Genomic DNA, 19,543 nt, shown 5'->3' with positions numbered 1-19,543 from the left:
TAGTTTTGTGTGTTAAGTAAGGAACCTGCTATCCATAAAATTTTACCTGTAATGCCTCTGAAAGACAAGATCAAAATTGGTCCGTTGTTGCGTAACCTGCATTGGAAAGAAATGCTGGCAGTATTATTTATTTTGCTGGCTATCTATTTCTTCAGGCAACAGCGTCATGAACTATATTCTCTGATGCCTGCCATAGAGCGGGCTAACCGTTTCTGGGTAATCATCGGCATCATGCTCACTGCAGTATATATTTTACTGCAGGCGTGGATGTATCTCTATAGTTTTCGCTCTGTAGGTAGTAAACTGGACATTGGCAGAGGAACAGAGTTGTTTCTGAAGCGTAACCTGCTGAGTATTTTTTTGCCGGCAGGCGGCGTGAGCTCACTGGCTTACCTGCCACAAAGCCTCAGGCGTAGCCACATCAATAAGCAACAGATTCATCAGGCCTCTGGCATCTATGGATTTGTAGGTATTTTCTCCGTTTTCCTGGTGGGGTTACCTGTAGTGGGTTATGCAGTGCTGCACGACGAATCAATGCTGGAAGCAGTAGGGGGACTGGTAACCATTTGTGCAGTGCTGGCCGGCACTGTCTGGTTAGTGCGTTCTATCCAGACAAGGGGTGCCGCTTACAACCTGCTGGCTAAATACCTGCCTGGTGTGATGCAGCATGTAGACGAGATTTTCGCTTTTGACCTGAACCGTCCTGCATTTATAAGAACCATACTAGTGTCTGCCGGCATAGAGCTGGCAGGCATTGCTCATTTATACCTGAGCATGTTGGCAACAGGGGCGCATCCATCGCTGGAAGCTGCCTGTGTGGGTTACATAGTCGCTACCATTTTCCTGATTGTATCTCCTTTCCTGAGAGGATTGGGTGCCATAGAGCTTTCCCTGGCTTACTTGCTGACCAGCTATGGGTTTACATCCCTGCAGGCATTGGAAATCACTTTGTTATACCGTCTTTTTGAATTCTGGCTGCCATTGCTGGCTGGGGTGTTTGCGTTTATCCTGAAAAGCCGGCACCTGGTGTTGCGCTTAGTGCCGCCGGTGTTGATTTTTCTGCTGGGGATGGTGAATATTTTTTCGGTATTGACGCCGCCCCTTGCAAATCGTTTGCGTGTGCTGAGAGGTTACATCCCTACAGAGAGTATTCATGCTTCCAATTTATTGGTGGTGTTCCTTGGGCTGGTACTGCTGGTCACGGCCACCTTCCTTTTCAGGGGGTTGCGCAGTGCCTGGATCGTTGCATTGACAGTATCGGTGTTGTCGGCTTTTGGACATATGAGTAAGGCATTGGACTATGAAGAGGCTTCACTGGCATTGTTGACGGCTTTGATCCTGCTCATTACCGCCAGGCAATACAGAATCAAGAGTAACCGCCAGCTGGTGAATATCGGGGTCGTGACGGCAGTAGCAACGCTACTGGTGGTATTGATCTTTGGTACGGTGGGGTTCTATTTTCTGAATGTGAAGCATTTCGGAATGGACTTTACGCTGTTACAGTCATTGCGTGCATCTTTTCATGGCTTCCTGTTACTGGAAGACGACGGGTTAAAACCGGTAACGCGTTTTGGACGGGAGTTTCTGAGTGCCATCAGGGTATTGGGTGTAGGGGCCTGGGCATTCCTGTTTTACACTATAATACGGCCTTATCTGCCTACAGGCAAGCATACCAATGCGGCAATGGAAAAGGCGCAGTATTACCTGAGTCAATATGGTAGTTCAGCAATGGACTACTTTAAAGTAGGAGAGGATAAGTTGCTCTTTATATCAGAAAAATATGAGGGTTTTATTGCCTACCGGGTAGCCAGCAGCTTTGCCATCGTACTGGAGGAGCCGGTATGTGCGGAAGATGCAAAATTGCCTATGCTGCAGGAGTTTGAAGAGCAATGCAGGAAGATGGGATTGAAGCCTGCATTCTACAGGGTGGACGAACAAAGTATGTATTATTTTGAACATCTGCGGAAAAAGAAGATCCTGATAGGACAGGAGGGAATAGTGGATGTGACAGCGTTTACCCTGAGCGGAAAAGATAAGAAGTCGTTGCGAAACGGGTTGAATAGCCTGACAGCGAAAGGCTACGTGACGGCGATACAGCGTGCGCCATTGAGCCCTGAGCTGTTGCAGGAGCTGAAAGAAGTGTCTGACGAGTGGCTGGTGGATTATGATGTAAAAGAGATGACCTTCTCACAGGGATTGTTCGATATAGATGCTATCAGGGAGCAGGATGTGATCACGGTAACAGATGCGCAGGGACAAGTGGCAGCATTTTTGAATATTATTCCGGACTATGCGCCGGGGGAATGTACATATGATCTGATCCGCAAGCGCACTGCGGCACCTGGTGGTTGTATGGATTCGCTGATCATCGCATTGATACAGGATGCGAAAGAACAGGGTTTACAATACCTGAATCTGGGGTTGGTACCGATGTCGGGAATACAGCAACCACAGAATACTGCCGAGCAGGTAGTAAAGTTTGCGTACGAGAAGATCAGGGCATTCCGGCACTATCATGGCTTGAGAGAATTCAAGGAGAAGTATGCAACGGACTGGACGAACAAGTATCTTGTATACGAGCATGATTTTGACCTGATACAACTCCCGGCTGCACTGAGCAAGGTAATGAAGGCATGATCATAAAAACGCTTACGATGATGAAAGGATTTTGGCTGATGGGGATATTGGGCCTGGTGATGGCTACAGCCCATGCGCAGACGGATATCAGCAAACTGCCTGTAACGGTGAAGGCGCCTACAGTGGGCAATCAGCATCCGATAATATTGTTTCTTTCAGGAGACGGTGGAATGAAGAAGTTTGCTGTGGATATAGTGAATTCACTGAATGCAAAGGGGTATCCGGTAATTGGGTTGAATTCCCTGAAATATTTCTGGAACAAGAAGACGCCGCAGCAGGCAGGTGCGGATGTGGCAGCGTTACTACAGTATTATAGTAAGGAGTGGAACAACCATTCTTTTTTGCTGGTAGGATATTCTATGGGAGCGGATGTATTGCCCTTTATTTATCAGCACTTACCGGGGGAGCTGCAGAACCAGGCGGTATCGCTGGTATTTATGTCGCCATCGGCGAGTACGGATATGGTGGTACATATTTCTGATATGCTGGGCAAGAGTTCCACGCCTGGGGCGCTGAATGTGCCGGCGGCGATGAATACGATTACAAACAAGCCGTTGTTATTAATCTTCGGGAAGGATGAGAACGACTTTGACCTGCATGCATTGAAGATTACGAATTACAAATCCCTGGTATTGCCGGGAGGGCATCATTACAATGATGATGCGTCTGGTGTAGTGACACAGATGGTACTGCACTGGGGGCTTAAGTAAAATAGCGACGCTCTTCCTCTCCGGAAGGGCGTTTTTTATCTCTGGAACTTAGGCGATCGACTAAGTTTTTCCATTAACAACAGGTTAACTCTCTTCACATTTTTTTGCTAAAACGTTATACCATTATATGTATATAAATGATTGCCGATCATTCAATTAGTGAGGTTTCGTGCAGCTATTTTTTTTCGTTAACATCTTATTAACTAATTTCTCAGTCCGGTAATGTATCATTACAACGTAGTAATGTAAAGTAGAATAAAAGGATTTGTACCACATTTGTCAGCCATGGAAACCTCTTTCGGGTCTCTACCCGTGAGAATTTTACTTTAAGCGAATACACGAACAACTATAATGGATAAAAACTTACATCAGGATATTGCAACGGGCGGGTGCACCAAGGTGCTGAAACCCTTTGCTGACGAACCTTTTAATGGTTGGTTTTTGATGAAAACTCCCCAGGTTTCAACCGGGGGAGTTTACTTTATAAGTAGCGAAAGTGATTGGAAAATGTGTCGCAGCTGCAACAAAATAGCAGTAGAATTTTTTAGCTTGCATGCAGGCTATCCTGTATTAAAAATTGATCTTACACCCTCAAAATATAAGTTTATGAAAAATGCGTACTATACTGCCTGTAGGGGCAGGTCCTATATTCCTGTAAACGATCGGGATGGTGCTAAACGAAGTTTTGTAACCGTTAAAACAGCATTCGCCAATTAAGGGATCGATACAAGAGACACAACATTGAAAAGGCTATCCGATAAATCAGCAAGGAAAAATCCATTGCAGACCTGGAATGAGTGACTTTAAAATTTTATTTATTCAAGTACATTGTAAACCCCACTATGCCAGCATGCCTAAGCGTTATTTTGAAAGACTGCAAACCATTGATTACCTTATTAGGATCAAAGGCACAGGAAAGCCCGCTCACCTTGCAAAAAGGTTAAGGATTTCCGAAAGAACTTTATTTGAATTTTTAAAGATGATGAAAGAACTGGGCGCACCTATAGCATATGACCGCTATAAGGAAAGCTATTACTACTCGGAAAAAGGAGGCTTCAATATTCGATTTGCGAAGAATCTTACTTTAGCGCTTGTGACGAACCTTCTCTTTTGGATGATGTAACCCATTTATACTGTGTAACCCAATTCACACAGCTTATTACTTAAACCGGCTCTTTTATCCTGCACAATCCTTCCGGATTGGGCCAGGACTTGTCTTCCCCTGAACGCACGTTACTGCGGAGTATGTTATTCCGCAGTTAACGGCGTATTAACCATGCCATTAACTGCACATTAACCTATTTTGTAGAAACTCTTCCTACCTTTCATTCCTGTTACGCAAAAAATTATATGGGGTTTGTCTTGCTTTATATTCCGCACAGGCAAATCTGTATATGTAGCACCTGAAATTCGCAATTACCTTTTTTCTCATAAGACGGTTTAGATTTCATAAGCTTCTGTACGCAGGTTTCTATTAAGTTACCTGCCCGTTTTTTCCCATCCTGGTTATTTAAAAAAAAATCGGCCCTCACCAAGGGGCGAGGGCCTGAACATTCACATGTCAATCCGTTACAGCTGTCAATGAGTATAATACTGTAACGTTTTAATTTTTTAGTCAGTCACTATTGTTTGAACGATATATCAAAATTAGAGATAATGTTTTGATCTGGTGGTTAACCGATTGTTAAGGCGCCCTCATTTTTATAATCCATAAAATTTTTACAGTTAATATTGTAGTGCAGAACAGAGAACAAGCTCTTTTCTTTTCCTTTCATTTTGTTTTACTATTTGGGGGCGTCCAATTTTATGAGTAAATTAATACAATTCCACGACCCCTGCCTACATCCCTAATCATAGCAGGCTTACGTTTGAGTGATTTTATTCTTTTTAGGTATTCTTTAATATACAAACAATTGTTTATTAGTATTTATTGAAAAATCATATACTTATCGGATTGACTACTGTAGGTATTTGTTTCAAATTTGTTTCGGTATGGGAGACCGTGTATTTATTCCATTACAGCCATACCAGTATACCAATTTATCAACACTTGCAGTACCGGAAATAAAGGTTTTCGCAACATATACAAACCCAAAAAAAACAATATGAAAAATGTGCGGCGTAACAGCACTGGGCAGGCCAGCGGGGAAGGTGCTTTAGGGGCGGAAGGAGAAAATGCGGATTCAAAACACCTGGTACAGCAGCTGGCAAAAGATATCAGTAACGTCGTGTTCATGGATAGTGATATTCCCGGATTAACTGCTATCGAAGCCGCCAATATTCTGAAAGCAGCCTATCCCGACATCAACGTACTTTTATTTTCTGTGCGCAATAAGGAAACAGCTATCACCACCATTACCAGCAAACATGAACCTGTACCACCTCCGGCTTCACTGAGCGCAGCTTTTGCACAGCTATATGAAGCAGCTATGCAGACCAATACGGCCACCATTCAGAAAGTACTCACTTTCTTTAATCGTAAGCCGGGGGAAGAACCTATGCAGTATGGATTGTCTCATCGCGAATTGCAGGTCCTCGATTGCCTGGTGAATGGAGATACCTATAAAAAAATTGCCGAACACTGTCATATCAGTGTCGGCACTGTACGTTCACATATTATGAACATCTATCGCAAACTGGATGTAAATTCCCGTTCGTCTGCTATTGTCAAAGCAATGCAGGAAAGACTGGTTGGCTAGCAGATGCTGCCCCCTTATTCCCAGAACCCCGCCGCTTTTACCTGTTTCCAGCCCAACTGTTTGAGCAACTTTCTTGTTTGTACCACCATCGGAATATAGCCAGCTACATAAAATGTAGTATCATGAGCAGGTAGCTGTAGTTGATCCAGCCAATTGATCACATCTTTTTCCTGTCCGTCAGAAAATCGTATCGGCATACTCATTATTTGTGCTGGCAGGGGATCTTCGTCTATGGCTAGTGTATGGAAACTCTGCTCTGGGTTCCTGCGGTGATACAGGGACAGAAAATGCCCTATGGCACTGGCGTCGCCTATACATACCAGTTGAGAAGCACCTGTTGGCTGGTGCAATCCGCCGCCGGGCCCTGCGTACAATACAGGATCGCCCGGTGCCAGCTTTCGGAGCCATTCACTGCCCTTTCCTATATGGCCTGCATCTATAACGAGGGTGGCTATCTTTGTATTTTCGGCGTAATGAGCTACGGTGTAGTCCCGGAAAGTAGTGCTGTTTACCTGGCACTTCAGGTGCTGGCAGCTACGCCAGGTGAGTGACTCGGGTAGTTGCAATTCCAATTGCAATAAACGATGATCAATAGCTGTTATCTGGCGCACATGCGCTGTCTTCCCCATCCTCCCCATCAGGAAGGCGGTTGCTTTTTCCTTTAATGACATATGTTTTAGTGTGTTTAGTCTACTATCCCTTTCAGTTCCGGGAAGAGGTCAGTGATCAATGAAATGGCTTTGGGCGAGCGCAGTCGAAGATGTGCAAAGATGCCGTTCAATTGTAATACGGGCATCAGATCGATGATTTCCTGTACGGCTGATTCATAGGAAGGGTAATCTACAGGATTTTCAATTACAGCAAGACTGGCAAGGAAGTCAGAAACAGCCCCCCGCTGTAACCGCACATTATTTTCTGTGCTGAGGGCATGCATATCATTGGGTATTATATTGTTTGGCGGCATAAAAGAGATCATTAATTCGGTACAAAATTATTGATGGTTCACACCTTGCCAGTTATACTATTCCGGGTCAGATAGGGATTTATCCCGTACGCTTTCCCTGAAGGCGGCAGGTGTATAGCCTGTATGTTGCTTAAAAAAGCGATTGAAATATGAGACTTCGTTGAACTGCAAATGCCAGGCTATTTCTTTCACACTTTCTTCTGCATGCAGCAGTAAGCGCTTGGCTTCCAGTACTCTGCGTTCTGTGATAAGTGACGATGCCGTCTGGCCTGAATATTGGCGCACTACTTCATTCAGATAGTCCGCCGAGATGTGGAGCGCTTCTGCATATTGCGCAGGTTTGGTCCATTCTAGGTAATGAGTGGCAACCAGCTCCCGGTAGCGGGTGAGCAGCGATTTGCTGGCGGATGGTGCATCTGCACTATGTCGCTGCAACATTAGCAGGAGAATGGAGAGGTAGTGTTGCAACAGGGGAATGGCCTGGGCCTTTTTCTCATTGTATTCCCTGTACATCAGGCAGATGATTTGATTCACTGCTTCCAGCTCATCAGCAGGCAGGGTCACAGGGCCCTGGAGGGTCACCGGGAGTGATAACAGGGGAACAAAGTCTGCAGTGAAAGCAATGCCCCATCCAACTCCTGATTGCTCCGGTTGGGCCAGGTGTACCTGTCCGGGAACAATGAGTCCTATCTGGCCTGCATTCAGTGTAATCAGCTCCATATCTATCATATGGGCACTGACACCTTCTATCAATACAAACAGCATGTAGTAATTGTGCCGGTGTACATCCATCATGGTAGACATTTCACGATTGGTAGACATGATTTTTATGGCAAAAGAGGGCAGATCCGGGAACAGGCCCGCCAGACTTTGCGACGCTATAAATTGCTTTTTCCGAGGCATATCATAAAGGTAGACGAACTGGCAGGGAGAAAATTGTAGAATTAACAAAAAAGTTATTTAGCCCTCTTGTTTATTAATTAGATATTGAATAAATTTATATACCCTATGAATTCCAAATAATTATTAAAAACCTATGACCATGAATTGGATTGAGGAGTTAAATGTGATCTACCAAAAGCTAGGAGCTGTTGGTTTTGAAGAAGTGAAAAAAGAGATATTAAAAGCCCAGATGAGCGGGCATAACGGAGAAACCTATTACCTTGTTCTCCAACAGTTAATCATGATTAAGAAGGATAGAGTACAGATCTACGAACTGATCAAAGGTGAAGTAGAGAATATTATCCACTTCAGTAAGCACATGATTCACCTGAATTAATGTTTTTCAGCCAGTTCTTCTTTTAAGCTTTGCGCTTTGAAATAAATGGGTGCACTGTCCGGTATTTTCAGTAACCATTCAAGGCAAAGCTGTTTATTGCCCTCTTTCAGATAGCTCAGTGCGGTATAGAACGCGGCGTTATACTGGTAGGGCGAATTACCCGCAAATACGATCCCCAGATCTTTCCGGGCCAGTTCCAGCTCTCCCAGTTCAACCAGGCTGACTCCTTTGTAATAGCGCGCGGAGACGTGCGTAGGATCTTTTGCCAATACCTGGTCCAACAACTGGATGGTATGAGTGAAATGTCCATGGTTAAAACTCATGGCTGCTTCATGCAGGAGGAGGGCAGTATCTGCTTCCTGTCCTTCCCGGTGCACGTGTTCCATTTCTGTACCTGAAAATTGCCTGTATACATCCTTGTGCCAGGGGCTCACGAACAGCAGTCCGGCCAGACCGGCGGCTATTATAGCGGTGATAATAACGTAGATACTGATTTTTGTATTGGGGTTTCCTTTGGCATGAAACCAGCGTTCACGCTGATCGGCGAGCATTTCTTCCAGCTCTTCGCGGGTATTGTCATTGTCCTGGATGTTTCCCGACAAGGCCAGTGCTTCTTCCACATACTTCATATGTACAGCATCCAGGCCGGGAGAAGGTACTTCCGGATGGAAGGTCGCTCCTTTGTTGGGCGTTTTTTCCATCAGTTCCTGCTTCCATTTTAGCTGGCAGGCATATAAAAAGAAGGGCTCGAAATGATTAGTGAGCAATAGTCTGTGATGACGGGCATAGTTGTAAATGGCCAGCAAAACCTCTTCAAATACGTGGGCAGCTTCCTTTATATTACCTCCCCAGCCCATTACCATGTGCTTTACCTTACGGGAATAACGCTTGTAGATAACATCTACAATGGCAGGGGAGCTGTCCAGCAAACCATCTATATATTCATCGTCATTATTTATAATCCGGCTGGATATCATAAAATCTTTCCTATGAACAAAATTAAAAGTAATCAAGGTCAATAGACAAAAATATCTATTACAATGGTTATGCCGGATTTAAAAAATGTTGAATATAAAGTATGAGTGGCTTATTATACTGTACCTTTGTAATTCATATCGTGTTATTTGTGTGCCTTTTATAGAAAACTGAGCTTTTAGGAGCGTATCCTTATGTTGTTGCATCTGATCAACAACAAATTCCGTTATCTGGAAAAAATTCCATCAGGCGAGTTCAGGGTGGAGTGAAAAAAGGAGTTTATCGAGGACCTGCCTGAGGGCAGCCGCATCTGAATCTCCGATGATGGCTGTGTACTCAGCCTGTATTTCTTCGAAGGTTTCAAATGCGGCTATCAGCAGTTTTTTGCCATTATCAGTCAGTGAAATGAGAATGGCCCTGTTGTCGAAGGTATGTTTCGTAGTAGAAATATATCCCTCTGATTCCAGGTATTTGACCACTTTGCTCATCGCCTGTTTGGTGATTCTTGCTTTTTTGGCCAGCTCGTTATTAATAATGCCTTCTGGTTGTATATTGATAAATACGACCAGGTCTCCCAGTTTAAAGTTGTTATATCCTTTCTGTTGTAACTTTTCTACTATTCTACAGTCCATGTCCTTTTTCAACAATCCCAATAGCCTGGTCAGACTTCGTTTCCGTTGTGCCAGATGCAGCGCTACCTGCTCATCCAGTGAACTGTTCATTTGCTGTTTGTTTTCAGGGGTGTTACTTATTGGTTCAGCCGGTTACTATCCAGCTACGTATGCGTTCGTTTCTAATCCCAACCTTATATAATTGCCAGCGTGCGGCAGAAGGTGTTTGCTTTCATTTATTGAAGACTGAACGTGCAATACCCATTTCCAATCCCCGTAGTTCAGCAAGGCCCCGCAGTCGCCCAATGGCACTATAACCTGGATTGGTGTGCTTGTGCAGGTCGTCCAGCATCTGGTGACCATGGTCCGGCCGCATTGGGATACTCACATTGCGCTTATGCATAACAGCGAGGATATTCCTGACTACTGCATACATATCCACATCGCCTTCGAGGTGATTGGCTTCGTGGAAGTTGCCAATGCTGTCGCGCTGTGTGCTGCGGAGGTGAATGAAATGGATATGTTCTCCCAGTCTTTCTACCATACCTGGCAGGTCGTTGTCTGCACGTACACCGTAAGAACCGGTGCAGAAACAGAGACCATTCGCAGCATAGGGGGCAGCCTGCAGCAGTTCGCGTGCATCCTGCTCTGTGCTCACGATACGGGGCAGACCCAGGATCGGGAAAGGAGGATCATCCGGATGGATGGCCAGTTTGATGCCTACTTCTTCTGCAACGGGTGCTATCTGCTGTAAGAAATAGAACAGGTGCAGTTTCAGCTGGGTGGCATCGATACCTTTATATTTATCCAGGGCTTCCTGGAATTGCTGTAAGGAAAAGCTTTCTTCAGAACCAGGTAACCCGGCTATGATGTTGCGTTGCAGCAGACTCTTTTCTGCATCGGTCATACTATCGAAGTGCTCCTTGGCCATGGAGATGTCTGCAGGATCGTAATCATTCTCTGCTCCGGGGCGTTGCAGCATGAAGAGATCAAAGGCCATGAAGGCGGCTTTTTCAAACCTTAATGCTTTGGAACCATCTTCTACCGTAAAAGCGAGGTCGGTACGTGTCCAGTCCAGCACGGGCATAAAATTGTAGGTAACTACATAAATGCCGCATTCCGCCAGGTTACGCAACGACTGTTGGTAGTGCTGGATGTATGTTTTGAAATTACCGCTTTGTGTTTTTATATCTTCGTGTACAGGCACACTTTCTACTACGGACCAGGTAAGACCTGCCGCTTCGATGAGCGCTTTCCTTTCCAGGATCTCTTCTTTAGCCCATACTTCGCCATTTGGAATGTGGTGCAATGCCGTTACTATTCCGGTGGCCCCGGCTTGTTTGATATCAGCCAGGCTAACCGGGTCTTTCGGCCCGAACCAACGCCATGTCTGTTCCATTCTTAACATACGCATATACAGGTTTAAATGTCAAAAATAGGACTTCCCGTCATAATTAATAAAGAAGTAACGATGTTTTTATACACTATACAAGAAGAATGATTATAATATCCATCACATTTGTCTGTGTAGGCCCGGTAATCAGCAGTCCACCGGCGTTCTGAAAAAATGGATAAGCATCCTGTTTATCCAGGTGTTCCTGGGCATTCTTACCTATTTGCATAATCGCAGCGTCGACAATAGCGCCTGCAGCATCTGTAGGACCATCGGTACCGTCAGTGCCTGCACTTAAAAAGGTAATACCTTCCTGACCTTCCAGCGCAATACCTGCAGCCAGTGCCAGTTGTTGGTTGCGCCCACCCAGGCCATTACCCGTCACCGTGACGGTGCTTTCGCCACCAGCCAGCAGGCAGGCTGGCCGTTTGCCCTTCCATTCTTTTGCCTGGGCAACCAGCGAATGAGCGATTGTGACTGCATCGCCGGTAAGTGTCGATGTGAGAATATGTGTATCATAACCCAATTGTGTAGCTGTACGGGCAGCTGCCTGCAGGGCTATACGGTTCGTACCTGCGAGGAAAGTATAGGTATGTGCAAAACGGGGATGGCCTGGTTTGGGTGTCTCTGCAATATTGCCTGCGCAACCTCTTTCCAGGTGTAAAAAGATAGGGAATGGCAACAGGTCGGTGAGGTGATATTTTTCAACTACCGCCATCGCATCTGCAAATGTGGAGGGATCAGGTACGGTAGGTCCCGAACCTATTACATGAAGATCGTCGCCAACTACATCGCTGAGTACAATAGTGCAGAGAGCAGGTGTATTTGTGAGTAGGGCGAGTTGTCCGCCTTTTACACCAGAAAGGTGTTTGCGTACGGTATTCATTTCGTGAATATCTGCCCCGCTTTTGAGTAATAAATCAAATACGGTTTGCACTTCCTGCAGTGTAGCACCGGGCGGATGATCTGCGAGTAGTGCAGATGTACCGCCGGATAGCAGGAATAGCACGATATCATCTGCCTGTACACCCGTGATCATTTCTGTCATTTGCTGTGTAGCAGCTACGCCATTTTCATCGGGAATAGGATGACCGGCGGTGGCAAGGGAGATATGCTGCAATGGTAACTCATGTCCATATTTGGTAATCACTATTCCCTGCAGCAGGCAGTCGGGTAGTGCTGTTTCTACAGCTTGTGCCATGGCAGCGGCCGCTTTTCCGGCACCAAAAACCCAGATAGGTCTGCCGGCAGAACGTGGAAATGATTTGCCGCAAATGGTAATGGTATCCGCATCATGTTGTATGCATTGTTGTATTAACGTTGCCGGTTGTACGGCAACGACCGCGGAGTTGAAAATGGAAATTGCATCAGTATTCATCGTGAAAAAAAATAAGGATGCTTCGAAGCATCCTTATCCATTTTTATTTTATTGGGTTCTGTAAGTAACTAGCTGTTGTGTTTCTGTTGTTTCTTATCCATGCGTGCCTCCATCTGCTCTTTCTTCTTCATTTCCCAGTCGTTCCATTTCTTGTATTGTTCTGGTGTAAGCACTGATTTGAAGCGTTGGCTACGTTCTTCATTGAGTGCTTTTACCTGTTGCATTTTATCCTTCTTTGTGAGAGATGTATTATTTTTGAGTGCATCCATGCGACGGGTAATGTCGGTGTTGATAGCATGAATATCTGCATCCTGCTTGTGAGTAAGATTCAGGCGGCGATCGAGTTTATCACTCATTTTGTCTGCTTTTTCGTCAGCACTCCAGCGAACACGCTTACCTGTGCTGTCAACAGCATGCGTGTGTTTCACCTGCGCCATACTATTCGCATGAACACTTAGCAACAGGCACATCAGCAAACTACTTATGCAGATCATGTATCTTTTCATAAAAAAGGGAATTGATTCTTCTTGTTAAATATAGGTATTTACTGCAATATTAATACCAATCATATAAAATATAATGGGGACAAAAATTCATTTATTTATTTTAACAAATGAACAACATATACACCACCAATAATAAGTGCCGATAATAGTCCAATACCAAATCTAAACCGCTAAAAACCAATTGAAAAAAGATGATTAAAACCCGTATCTACCTTCCCTTCAAAAGGGAGGCCCGTACGATGACCGGGAAAAGGCTGGCTGGCTTATGCCTGTTATTAGGCAGCCTGTTTGCCGTTGGTCAGCTCAGGGCGCAGCAAACGTTTCCTGTGAATGGTGTGGCCGATCCGAGAGAAGGCTGTTATGCCTTTACCAAAGCCACTATCGTTAAGAGTCCAGGCAATGTATTGACCAATGCAACTTTAGTGATCCGGAATGGACGCATTGTCAGTGCCGGTACTGGCGCAATCCCTGCCGATGCAGTGGTGATCGATTGCGCAGGCAAGTTCATCTACCCTTCTTTTGTAGATGCCTACAGTGATTATGGTACACAACCAGTTAAGAAAAGTAATGTAAGCCGCCGGGATGATCCCCAGTTTATCTCCAATACCAAAGGGGCTTACGGCTGGAACCAGGCTATTAAGAGCGAGGTGAATGCAGCTGCCATCTTCAATACTGATGCTGCTACTGCTGCCACCCTGCGCGAAGCAGGTTTTGGTACTGTGCTTACTCATCAGCAGGATGGTATAGCACGAGGCACCGGCGTACTGGTGACACTGGCAGATGGCAGGGAAAACAAAGCCATCATTAAAGAAAAAGCAAGTGCCCAGTATTCATTTGACAAAGGAAGTTCTAGTCAGAACTATCCGGGTTCATTGATGGGGACTATTGCCCTGCTGCGCCAGACTTACCTCGATGCGCAGTGGTATCGTTCCCGCCCTGAAAAAGAAGGTGTGAACCTGTCTTTGCAGGCATGGAATGACAACCAGTCCCTACCCCAGATTTTTGAAGTGAATGATAAATGGGATGCACTAAGAGCAGATAAAATCGGAGACGAGTTTGGCGTGCAATATATCATCCGGGCAAGTGGTAATGAGTACCAGCGCATACCCGAAATGATTGCATCCAAAGCTGCTTTTATCCTGCCTGTTTCTTTCCCGTTGCCAATAGATGTAGAAGATCCGGAAGACGCACGCTTTGTGGCGCTCAGTGAAATGAAACACTGGGAAATGGCGCCTTCAGAGCCTGCTGCATTTGAGAAAGCTAACATTCCTTTCTGCATCACTGCCGATGGTCTGAAAGAAGTGAAGCAGTTTTTGGCCGGAGTACGCAAGGCCATTGAATATGGATTGAGCGAACAAAAAGCACTGGATGCAGTGACACTTGCGCCGGCTAAATTACTAAAAGCAGATGACCAGGTAGGTTCGCTGGATGCAGGCAAACTGGCAAACTTCCTCATTACTTCAGGTAATATCTTCAATGAAAATACTGTCATTTACCAAAACTGGGTACAGGGGAAAAAATACAGTATCAAAGACGATAACTGGAAAGATGTAAGAGGAACTTATACACTGACTGTTGCACCAGGCAGTGCCACCTACACCGTGCTGGTAAAAGGTAGTGCCAGTGCTCCTGCTCTATCTTTATTAGCAACTGATACCGTAAGTGGTTCACTCAGCTTTACGGGTGACCTGGTAAAAGTTGCGTTCCCTGTGAAGAAGGGAAGCGCGCAGCTACGCCTTACCGGTATTGCAGATGGCAACGGATGGAGTGGTACTGGTGTGGATACCAGTGGCAACGCCATTCACTGGCAGGCAGTATTGAAAACGCCATTTACAGGCACTGATTCTGTCAAAACCAAACCACAGCCATTTGTTGGCAATCCATATTTTCCATTCAATGGCTATGGTTGGGAAACCCTGCCTACCCAACAGGATATTCTCATTAAAAATGCTACTGTATGGACCAATGAACAGGATGGTAAACTGGAGAATACAGACGTGCTGATTCGCAACGGCAAGATTGCCCAGATCGGCAAAAACCTTGCTGCCGGTAGTGCCAGGGTGATAGATGGTACAGGCAAGCACCTGACTCCCGGTATCATTGATGAGCACTCGCACATCGCTATTTCAAGAGGGGTGAATGAAGGTACACAGTCAGTTACTGCCGAAGTACGTATTGCTGACGTAGTGAATCCTGATGATGTGAATATCTATCGTCAGCTGAGTGGTGGTGTCACTGCATCTCACCTGCTGCACGGTTCTGCGAATACTATTGGGGGGCAGTCTCAACTCATCAAACTGCGCTGGGGAGCAGATGCCGAGGCGCTGAAATTTGCCGGTGCAGATCCGTTCATCAAGTTTGCGCTGGGTGAAAATGTGAAACAATCCAATTGGGGAGAAAGACAAAAAGAACGTTTCCCACAGACCCGTATGGGAGTAGAACAGTTATTGACAGACGCCTTTACCCGTGCACTGGATTATGAAAAACTGGGTGCGGACAAGCGGAAAGATCTTGAACTGGAAACACTGTTAGAAATCATCCATAGCAAGCGTTTCGTGACCTGTCACTCCTATGTACAGAGTGAAATCAATATGCTGATGCACGTGGCGGATACTTTCCATTTCCATATCAACACCTTTACACATATCCTGGAAGGCTACAAGGTAGCTGACAAGATGAAGGCCCATGGCGCCGGTGCAGGTACCTTTGCCGATTGGTGGGCATACAAGATGGAGGTACAGGATGCAATTCCTTACAATGCAACCATTATGCAACGTGTAGGTCTCACTGTGGCTATCAACTCAGATGATGCTGAAATGGCCCGCCGCCTGAACCAGGAAGCCGCCAAGAGTATCAAGTACGGAGGGCTGACCGAAGAGGAAGCACTGAAACTGGTAACACTGAATCCTGCCAGACTGCTACACGTAGCCGATAAAACAGGAAGTATCAAGGCCGGCAAAGATGCTGACCTTGTACTGTGGAGCGACGATCCGCTGAGCATTTATGCAAAAGCTGATAAGACCATCGTGGATGGTATTGTGTACTTCGACAGGGAGAAAGATAAAGAACTGCGTCAGCGCATCAATTCAGAGCGTAATCGCCTGATCCGTAAAATGCTGGCGGAGAAGAAAAAAGGTACGCCTACGCAGAAAGCGGCTCCTGCTGAAGAGGATAACTATCATTGCGAAGACCTGCAGGCAGGTCACCAGCATAGTTTGTTGGGTGATGAAAATGGTAACAATTAAAACACTGATGGATGAAACACCTGATTTTATTATATATTTCAATCACCGGCTCGCTGGCAGCTATGGCGCAGGAAACGATTTATCCTGCCGGTAGCCAGCAGGAGACCGTAGTACTGACCAATGCCACTATCCATGTGGGCAACGGGCAGGTTATTGAAAAAGGGGTAATAACCTTTGCCAATGGCAAAATCACGGCGGTAGGTACAACCGCTGCGGCACCTGCAGCGGGAAAAGTAATTGACCTGCAAGGGAAACATGTATATCCCGGCATCATAGCGCCAGTAACTAACCTGGGTCTGACAGAAGTGGAAGCGGTAAGATCTACCAACGACTTCAGGGAAGTAGGGGAGATAGATCCTTCCGTACGTGCGCTGGTAGCTTATAATACAGACTCCAAAGTGATCAATACTATCCGTGCCAACGGTATTCTGCTGGCCCAGGTGACCCCGGAAGGTGGAATAATCTCTGGTTCTTCTTCAGTCGTGCAGCTGGATGCCTGGAACTGGGAAGATGCTGCTTATCGTAAAGATGGCGCGTTGCATTTTTACATGCCCAGCCTGCTGCCGCCTGCTGCCCCACCAAAGGACAGGCCGGCAGCTCCTTCCAACAAGATTAAGGAATCTACGGAAAAGATAGACCAGGTACGCACTTTCTTCAGGGAAGCAAAAGTTTACCTGGGGCAAAGTAAGCATGCTGAAACCAACCTAAAGTTTGAAGCAGTACGTCGTCTTTTCTCAAAAGATGAAAAGCTGTTTATACACTGTGATATTGTGAAGGAAATGTTGGTAGCCGTGGATTTTGCCAAAGAGTTTGGATTTGATGTGGTAATTGTAGGCGGGGCAGATGCATGGCGCATAGCGGATATTCTGAAGCAGAATAATATAGCAGTCGTGCTGAAGCAGCCACACTCCCTGCCAGTGATGCAGGATGATGATGTGGACCAGCCATATAAACTGGCTTCCCAGTTGCAACAGGCAGGCGTATTATTTTGCCTGAGCAATGAAGGTTTCTGGCAGCAGCGTAACCTGCCTTTTGAGGCAGGTACAGCCAGTGCCTACGGCCTAAGTAAGGAAGAGGCCCTGAGTGCGGTGACCATCAATGCTGCTAAAATCTTAGGAATTGATAAGGTAACAGGTACATTGGAGACAGGTAAGGATGCGAATATTACCATCAGTACCGGCGATATTATGGATATGCGGTCTAGTGTGATCACACAGGCATTTATCCAGGGAAGGGAAATCAACCTGGATAATAAGCATAAACAGTTGTACGAAAGATATAAGTTTAAGTACGGCCTTAAATAAAATCCCCTTTCTAACAATCCTTTATAAAAAAAAGCGCTTTTGCCCATGGCAAAAGCGCTTTTTTTGAGGCTGGTATGATTTTTACTGCTATTTCCTTATAAACCATATATATGGGAGCAATAATGAAAAGAGAGGAGGCTATAAAAAAGGTCACGGAAATGATCAATGACGTTGGCGTATGCATGCTCACGAACATTGATGAGCATGGCCAGGTTATATCGCGACCGATGGTGACAGCCGATGTGGATAAAGACGGAAACGTGTGGTTTTTCACCAATGAGTACTCGGGGAAAATCACCCAGATCTCTGAAAACAATGAGCTGAACCTCATTTATGCACATCCCGGCCACAACACTTACCTGAACATCTTCGGTATCGGCAGCATTGTTATCGACAAGGAAAAGATGAAACAACTCTGGACTCCTGCTGTGAAAGCCTGGTTTCCGGAGGGCATTGATGATCCTAAACTCTGCCTGTTAAGAGTAGATACCAAACAGGCCTGGTACTGGGACAACTCTTCCAGCAAAATGATCATCTTTTTTAATATGTTGACAGCAATTATCAGGGGCAAACAATTCGAAGAAGGGGAAACCGGAGAACTCAATCTGGACTAAGGCAATAATCGTAAACGGCCTTCATTAGCCAACACTTTACAGGAAAATATAAACCAGTGGTCAGACTTACACAGTCCAACCACCGGGAATTTTTTATTTAGCAATAACCAGGTAGTAGTTTTTCTTCCCTTTCTGGAAAAGGATATATTTACCAGCCAGCAGGAAGGAGCTATCTATCACTGCAGCCAGGTCTTCTACTTTCTTTTTGTTGATACTTACACCACCGCCCTGTAGCATTTTGCGGGCTTCTCCCTTACTTGGGAAGATGCCTTTTTCAGCTGCAAAGGTGATCACATCTTTATTTTCCTGCAGTTCAGCCAGGGTAGTTTCTACCTGTGGAACACCATTCATCACATCCAGCAACTGCTCTTCGGTGAGTGATTGCAGTACATCTGCCGTATCGTTGCGGAACAGCAGTTCTGAAGCCTGTAAAGCGAACTCATAATCCTTTTCGCTGTGGATAAAGGTGGTGACTTCCTTTGCCAGTCTCTTCTGCAGCAGGCGTTGTTCAGGTTTTTCCCTGTGCTGTGCAATGAGCGCTTCTACTTCTGCTTTATCCAGCAAGGTGAAGATTTTGATATAGTTTTCTGCGTCTTCGTCAGTTGCTTTCAGCCAGAATTGGTAGAACTGGTATGGGGAGGTCAGACGGGCATCCAGCCATACGTTGCCCCCTTCAGATTTACCGAATTTGGTACCGTCTGACTTTTTCATCAGCGGGCAGGTAAAGGCATATGCTTCTCCATTGGCTTTACGTCTTACCAGTTCGGTACCGGTTACGATATTGCCCCACTGGTCAGAACCACCCATTTGCAGTTTACAGTTTTTGGTAGTATACAGGTGGAAAAAGTCATATCCCTGAATCAGCTGGTATGAAAACTCTGTGAAGGACATGCCGCTGTCGCCTTCGATTCTTCTTTTTACAGAATCTTTGGCCATCATATAGTTCACAGTGATGTGTTTACCTACATCACGAATGAAATCCAGGAAGCTAATATGCTGAAACCAGTCGAAGTTATTGACCATTTCAGCTGAATTGGGTTTAGAAGGATCAAAGTCCAGAAATTTTTCCAATTGGGCTTTGATACCTGCCTGGTTATGCCTGAGGGTATCGAGATCGAGCATTTTCCTTTCGGCCGCCTTGAAAGAAGGATCTCCCACCATCCCGGTAGCACCGCCTACCAATGCCAATGGTTTGTGACCAGCCCGCTGCAGGTGTACCAGCAGCAGG

Annotated in this window: 18 protein-coding genes; 9 read left to right on the top strand and 9 right to left on the bottom strand. The window is 45.6% G+C overall.

The window, feature by feature from the left end; translation table 11 throughout:
- The first annotated feature begins 51 nt into the window (after positions 1 to 51).
- The 5 genes from ABDW16_RS25710 (at position 52) to ABDW16_RS25690 (ending at position 6,046) form a co-directional block, all read left to right on the top strand.
- Positions 52 to 2,637 (top strand): phosphatidylglycerol lysyltransferase domain-containing protein, encoded by a 2,586-nt coding sequence (locus ABDW16_RS25710; RefSeq protein ID WP_343673774.1) that lies wholly within the window; start codon positions 52 to 54, stop codon positions 2,635 to 2,637.
- A gap of 17 nt (positions 2,638 to 2,654) precedes the next feature.
- The gene (locus ABDW16_RS25705; RefSeq protein WP_343673772.1) at positions 2,655 to 3,347 is read left to right on the top strand and encodes an AcvB/VirJ family lysyl-phosphatidylglycerol hydrolase; all 693 of its coding nucleotides are present in this window, start codon (positions 2,655 to 2,657) and stop codon (positions 3,345 to 3,347) included.
- Positions 3,348 to 3,698: 351 nt separating this feature from the next.
- A complete protein-coding gene (locus ABDW16_RS25700) occupies positions 3,699 to 4,064 on the top strand; it encodes a hypothetical protein (protein ID WP_343673771.1) in 366 nt (121 codons plus the stop codon).
- 133 nt (positions 4,065 to 4,197) lie between these two features.
- A complete protein-coding gene (locus ABDW16_RS25695) occupies positions 4,198 to 4,470 on the top strand; it encodes a hypothetical protein (RefSeq protein WP_343673770.1) in 273 nt (90 codons plus the stop codon).
- A 982-nt stretch (positions 4,471 to 5,452) separates the two neighbouring features.
- Positions 5,453 to 6,046: a response regulator transcription factor gene (locus ABDW16_RS25690; RefSeq protein ID WP_343673768.1), complete on the top strand. Its 594-nt coding sequence runs from the start codon at positions 5,453 to 5,455 to the stop codon at positions 6,044 to 6,046.
- Between the two features lie 14 nt (positions 6,047 to 6,060).
- Here the strand turns inward: ABDW16_RS25690 and ABDW16_RS25685 are convergent, their stop codons facing one another.
- Genes ABDW16_RS25685 through ABDW16_RS25675 form a run of 3 tightly spaced genes read right to left on the bottom strand, consistent with a single transcriptional unit; the run spans position 6,061 to position 7,913 of the window.
- A complete protein-coding gene (locus ABDW16_RS25685; RefSeq protein ID WP_343673766.1) occupies positions 6,061 to 6,717 on the bottom strand; it encodes an FAD-binding oxidoreductase in 657 nt (218 codons plus the stop codon).
- A 14-nt stretch (positions 6,718 to 6,731) separates the two neighbouring features.
- Positions 6,732 to 7,010 (bottom strand): hypothetical protein, encoded by a 279-nt coding sequence (locus ABDW16_RS25680; RefSeq protein WP_343673764.1) that lies wholly within the window; start codon positions 7,008 to 7,010, stop codon positions 6,732 to 6,734.
- 57 nt (positions 7,011 to 7,067) lie between these two features.
- Entirely contained in the window at positions 7,068 to 7,913 is an 846-nt protein-coding gene (locus ABDW16_RS25675; RefSeq protein ID WP_343673763.1) for a helix-turn-helix transcriptional regulator, read from the bottom strand.
- A 139-nt stretch (positions 7,914 to 8,052) separates the two neighbouring features.
- On the opposite strand from ABDW16_RS25675, the gene ABDW16_RS25670 reads away from it, so the two are divergent.
- A complete protein-coding gene (locus ABDW16_RS25670; protein WP_143708711.1) occupies positions 8,053 to 8,289 on the top strand; it encodes a hypothetical protein in 237 nt (78 codons plus the stop codon).
- Here the strand turns inward: ABDW16_RS25670 and ABDW16_RS25665 are convergent.
- The 5 genes from ABDW16_RS25665 to ABDW16_RS25645 all read right to left on the bottom strand — a co-directional run bounded on the left by ABDW16_RS25665 (position 8,286) and on the right by ABDW16_RS25645 (position 13,152).
- On the bottom strand, positions 8,286 to 9,266 hold the full coding sequence (locus ABDW16_RS25665; protein WP_343673761.1) for a hypothetical protein: 981 nt from the start codon (positions 9,264 to 9,266) through the stop codon (positions 8,286 to 8,288). The genes ABDW16_RS25670 and ABDW16_RS25665 overlap by 4 nt on opposite strands.
- Before the next feature lie 243 nt (positions 9,267 to 9,509).
- A complete protein-coding gene (locus ABDW16_RS25660) occupies positions 9,510 to 9,986 on the bottom strand; it encodes a MarR family transcriptional regulator (protein WP_343673760.1) in 477 nt (158 codons plus the stop codon).
- A 121-nt stretch (positions 9,987 to 10,107) separates the two neighbouring features.
- Positions 10,108 to 11,283 (bottom strand): mannonate dehydratase, encoded by a 1,176-nt coding sequence (uxuA, locus tag ABDW16_RS25655; RefSeq protein WP_343673758.1) that lies wholly within the window; start codon positions 11,281 to 11,283, stop codon positions 10,108 to 10,110.
- A gap of 76 nt (positions 11,284 to 11,359) precedes the next feature.
- The gene (locus ABDW16_RS25650) at positions 11,360 to 12,646 is read right to left on the bottom strand and encodes a glycerate kinase (protein WP_343673757.1); all 1,287 of its coding nucleotides are present in this window, start codon (positions 12,644 to 12,646) and stop codon (positions 11,360 to 11,362) included.
- Between the two features lie 68 nt (positions 12,647 to 12,714).
- The gene (locus ABDW16_RS25645) at positions 12,715 to 13,152 is read right to left on the bottom strand and encodes a hypothetical protein (protein ID WP_343673756.1); all 438 of its coding nucleotides are present in this window, start codon (positions 13,150 to 13,152) and stop codon (positions 12,715 to 12,717) included.
- Between the two features lie 191 nt (positions 13,153 to 13,343).
- On the opposite strand from ABDW16_RS25645, the gene ABDW16_RS25640 reads away from it, so the two are divergent.
- The 3 genes from ABDW16_RS25640 (at position 13,344) to ABDW16_RS25630 (ending at position 18,315) form a co-directional block, all read left to right on the top strand.
- Positions 13,344 to 16,397, top strand: a complete 3,054-nt coding sequence (locus ABDW16_RS25640; RefSeq protein ID WP_343673755.1) for an amidohydrolase family protein — start codon at positions 13,344 to 13,346, stop codon at positions 16,395 to 16,397.
- Positions 16,398 to 16,408: 11 nt separating this feature from the next.
- Positions 16,409 to 17,701 carry an amidohydrolase family protein gene (locus tag ABDW16_RS25635; RefSeq protein WP_343673754.1) on the top strand — a complete coding sequence of 431 codons (1,293 nt, stop codon included), beginning with the start codon at positions 16,409 to 16,411 and terminating at the stop codon, positions 17,699 to 17,701.
- Positions 17,702 to 17,811: 110 nt separating this feature from the next.
- Positions 17,812 to 18,315: a pyridoxamine 5'-phosphate oxidase family protein gene (locus ABDW16_RS25630; protein ID WP_343673752.1), complete on the top strand. Its 504-nt coding sequence runs from the start codon at positions 17,812 to 17,814 to the stop codon at positions 18,313 to 18,315.
- Positions 18,316 to 18,408: 93 nt separating this feature from the next.
- Here the strand turns inward: ABDW16_RS25630 and tyrS are convergent.
- Positions 18,409 to 19,543 (bottom strand): tyrosine--tRNA ligase (tyrS, locus tag ABDW16_RS25625; protein WP_343673751.1); only part of this gene is annotated, 1,135 nt, incomplete at its 5' end.

This window comes from Chitinophaga sp., from assembly GCF_039596135.1.
Classification (GTDB): domain Bacteria; phylum Bacteroidota; class Bacteroidia; order Chitinophagales; family Chitinophagaceae; genus Chitinophaga.
The sequence above is the reverse complement of the archived record's forward strand: the minus strand, read 5'-3'. Positions and strand labels throughout refer to the sequence as shown.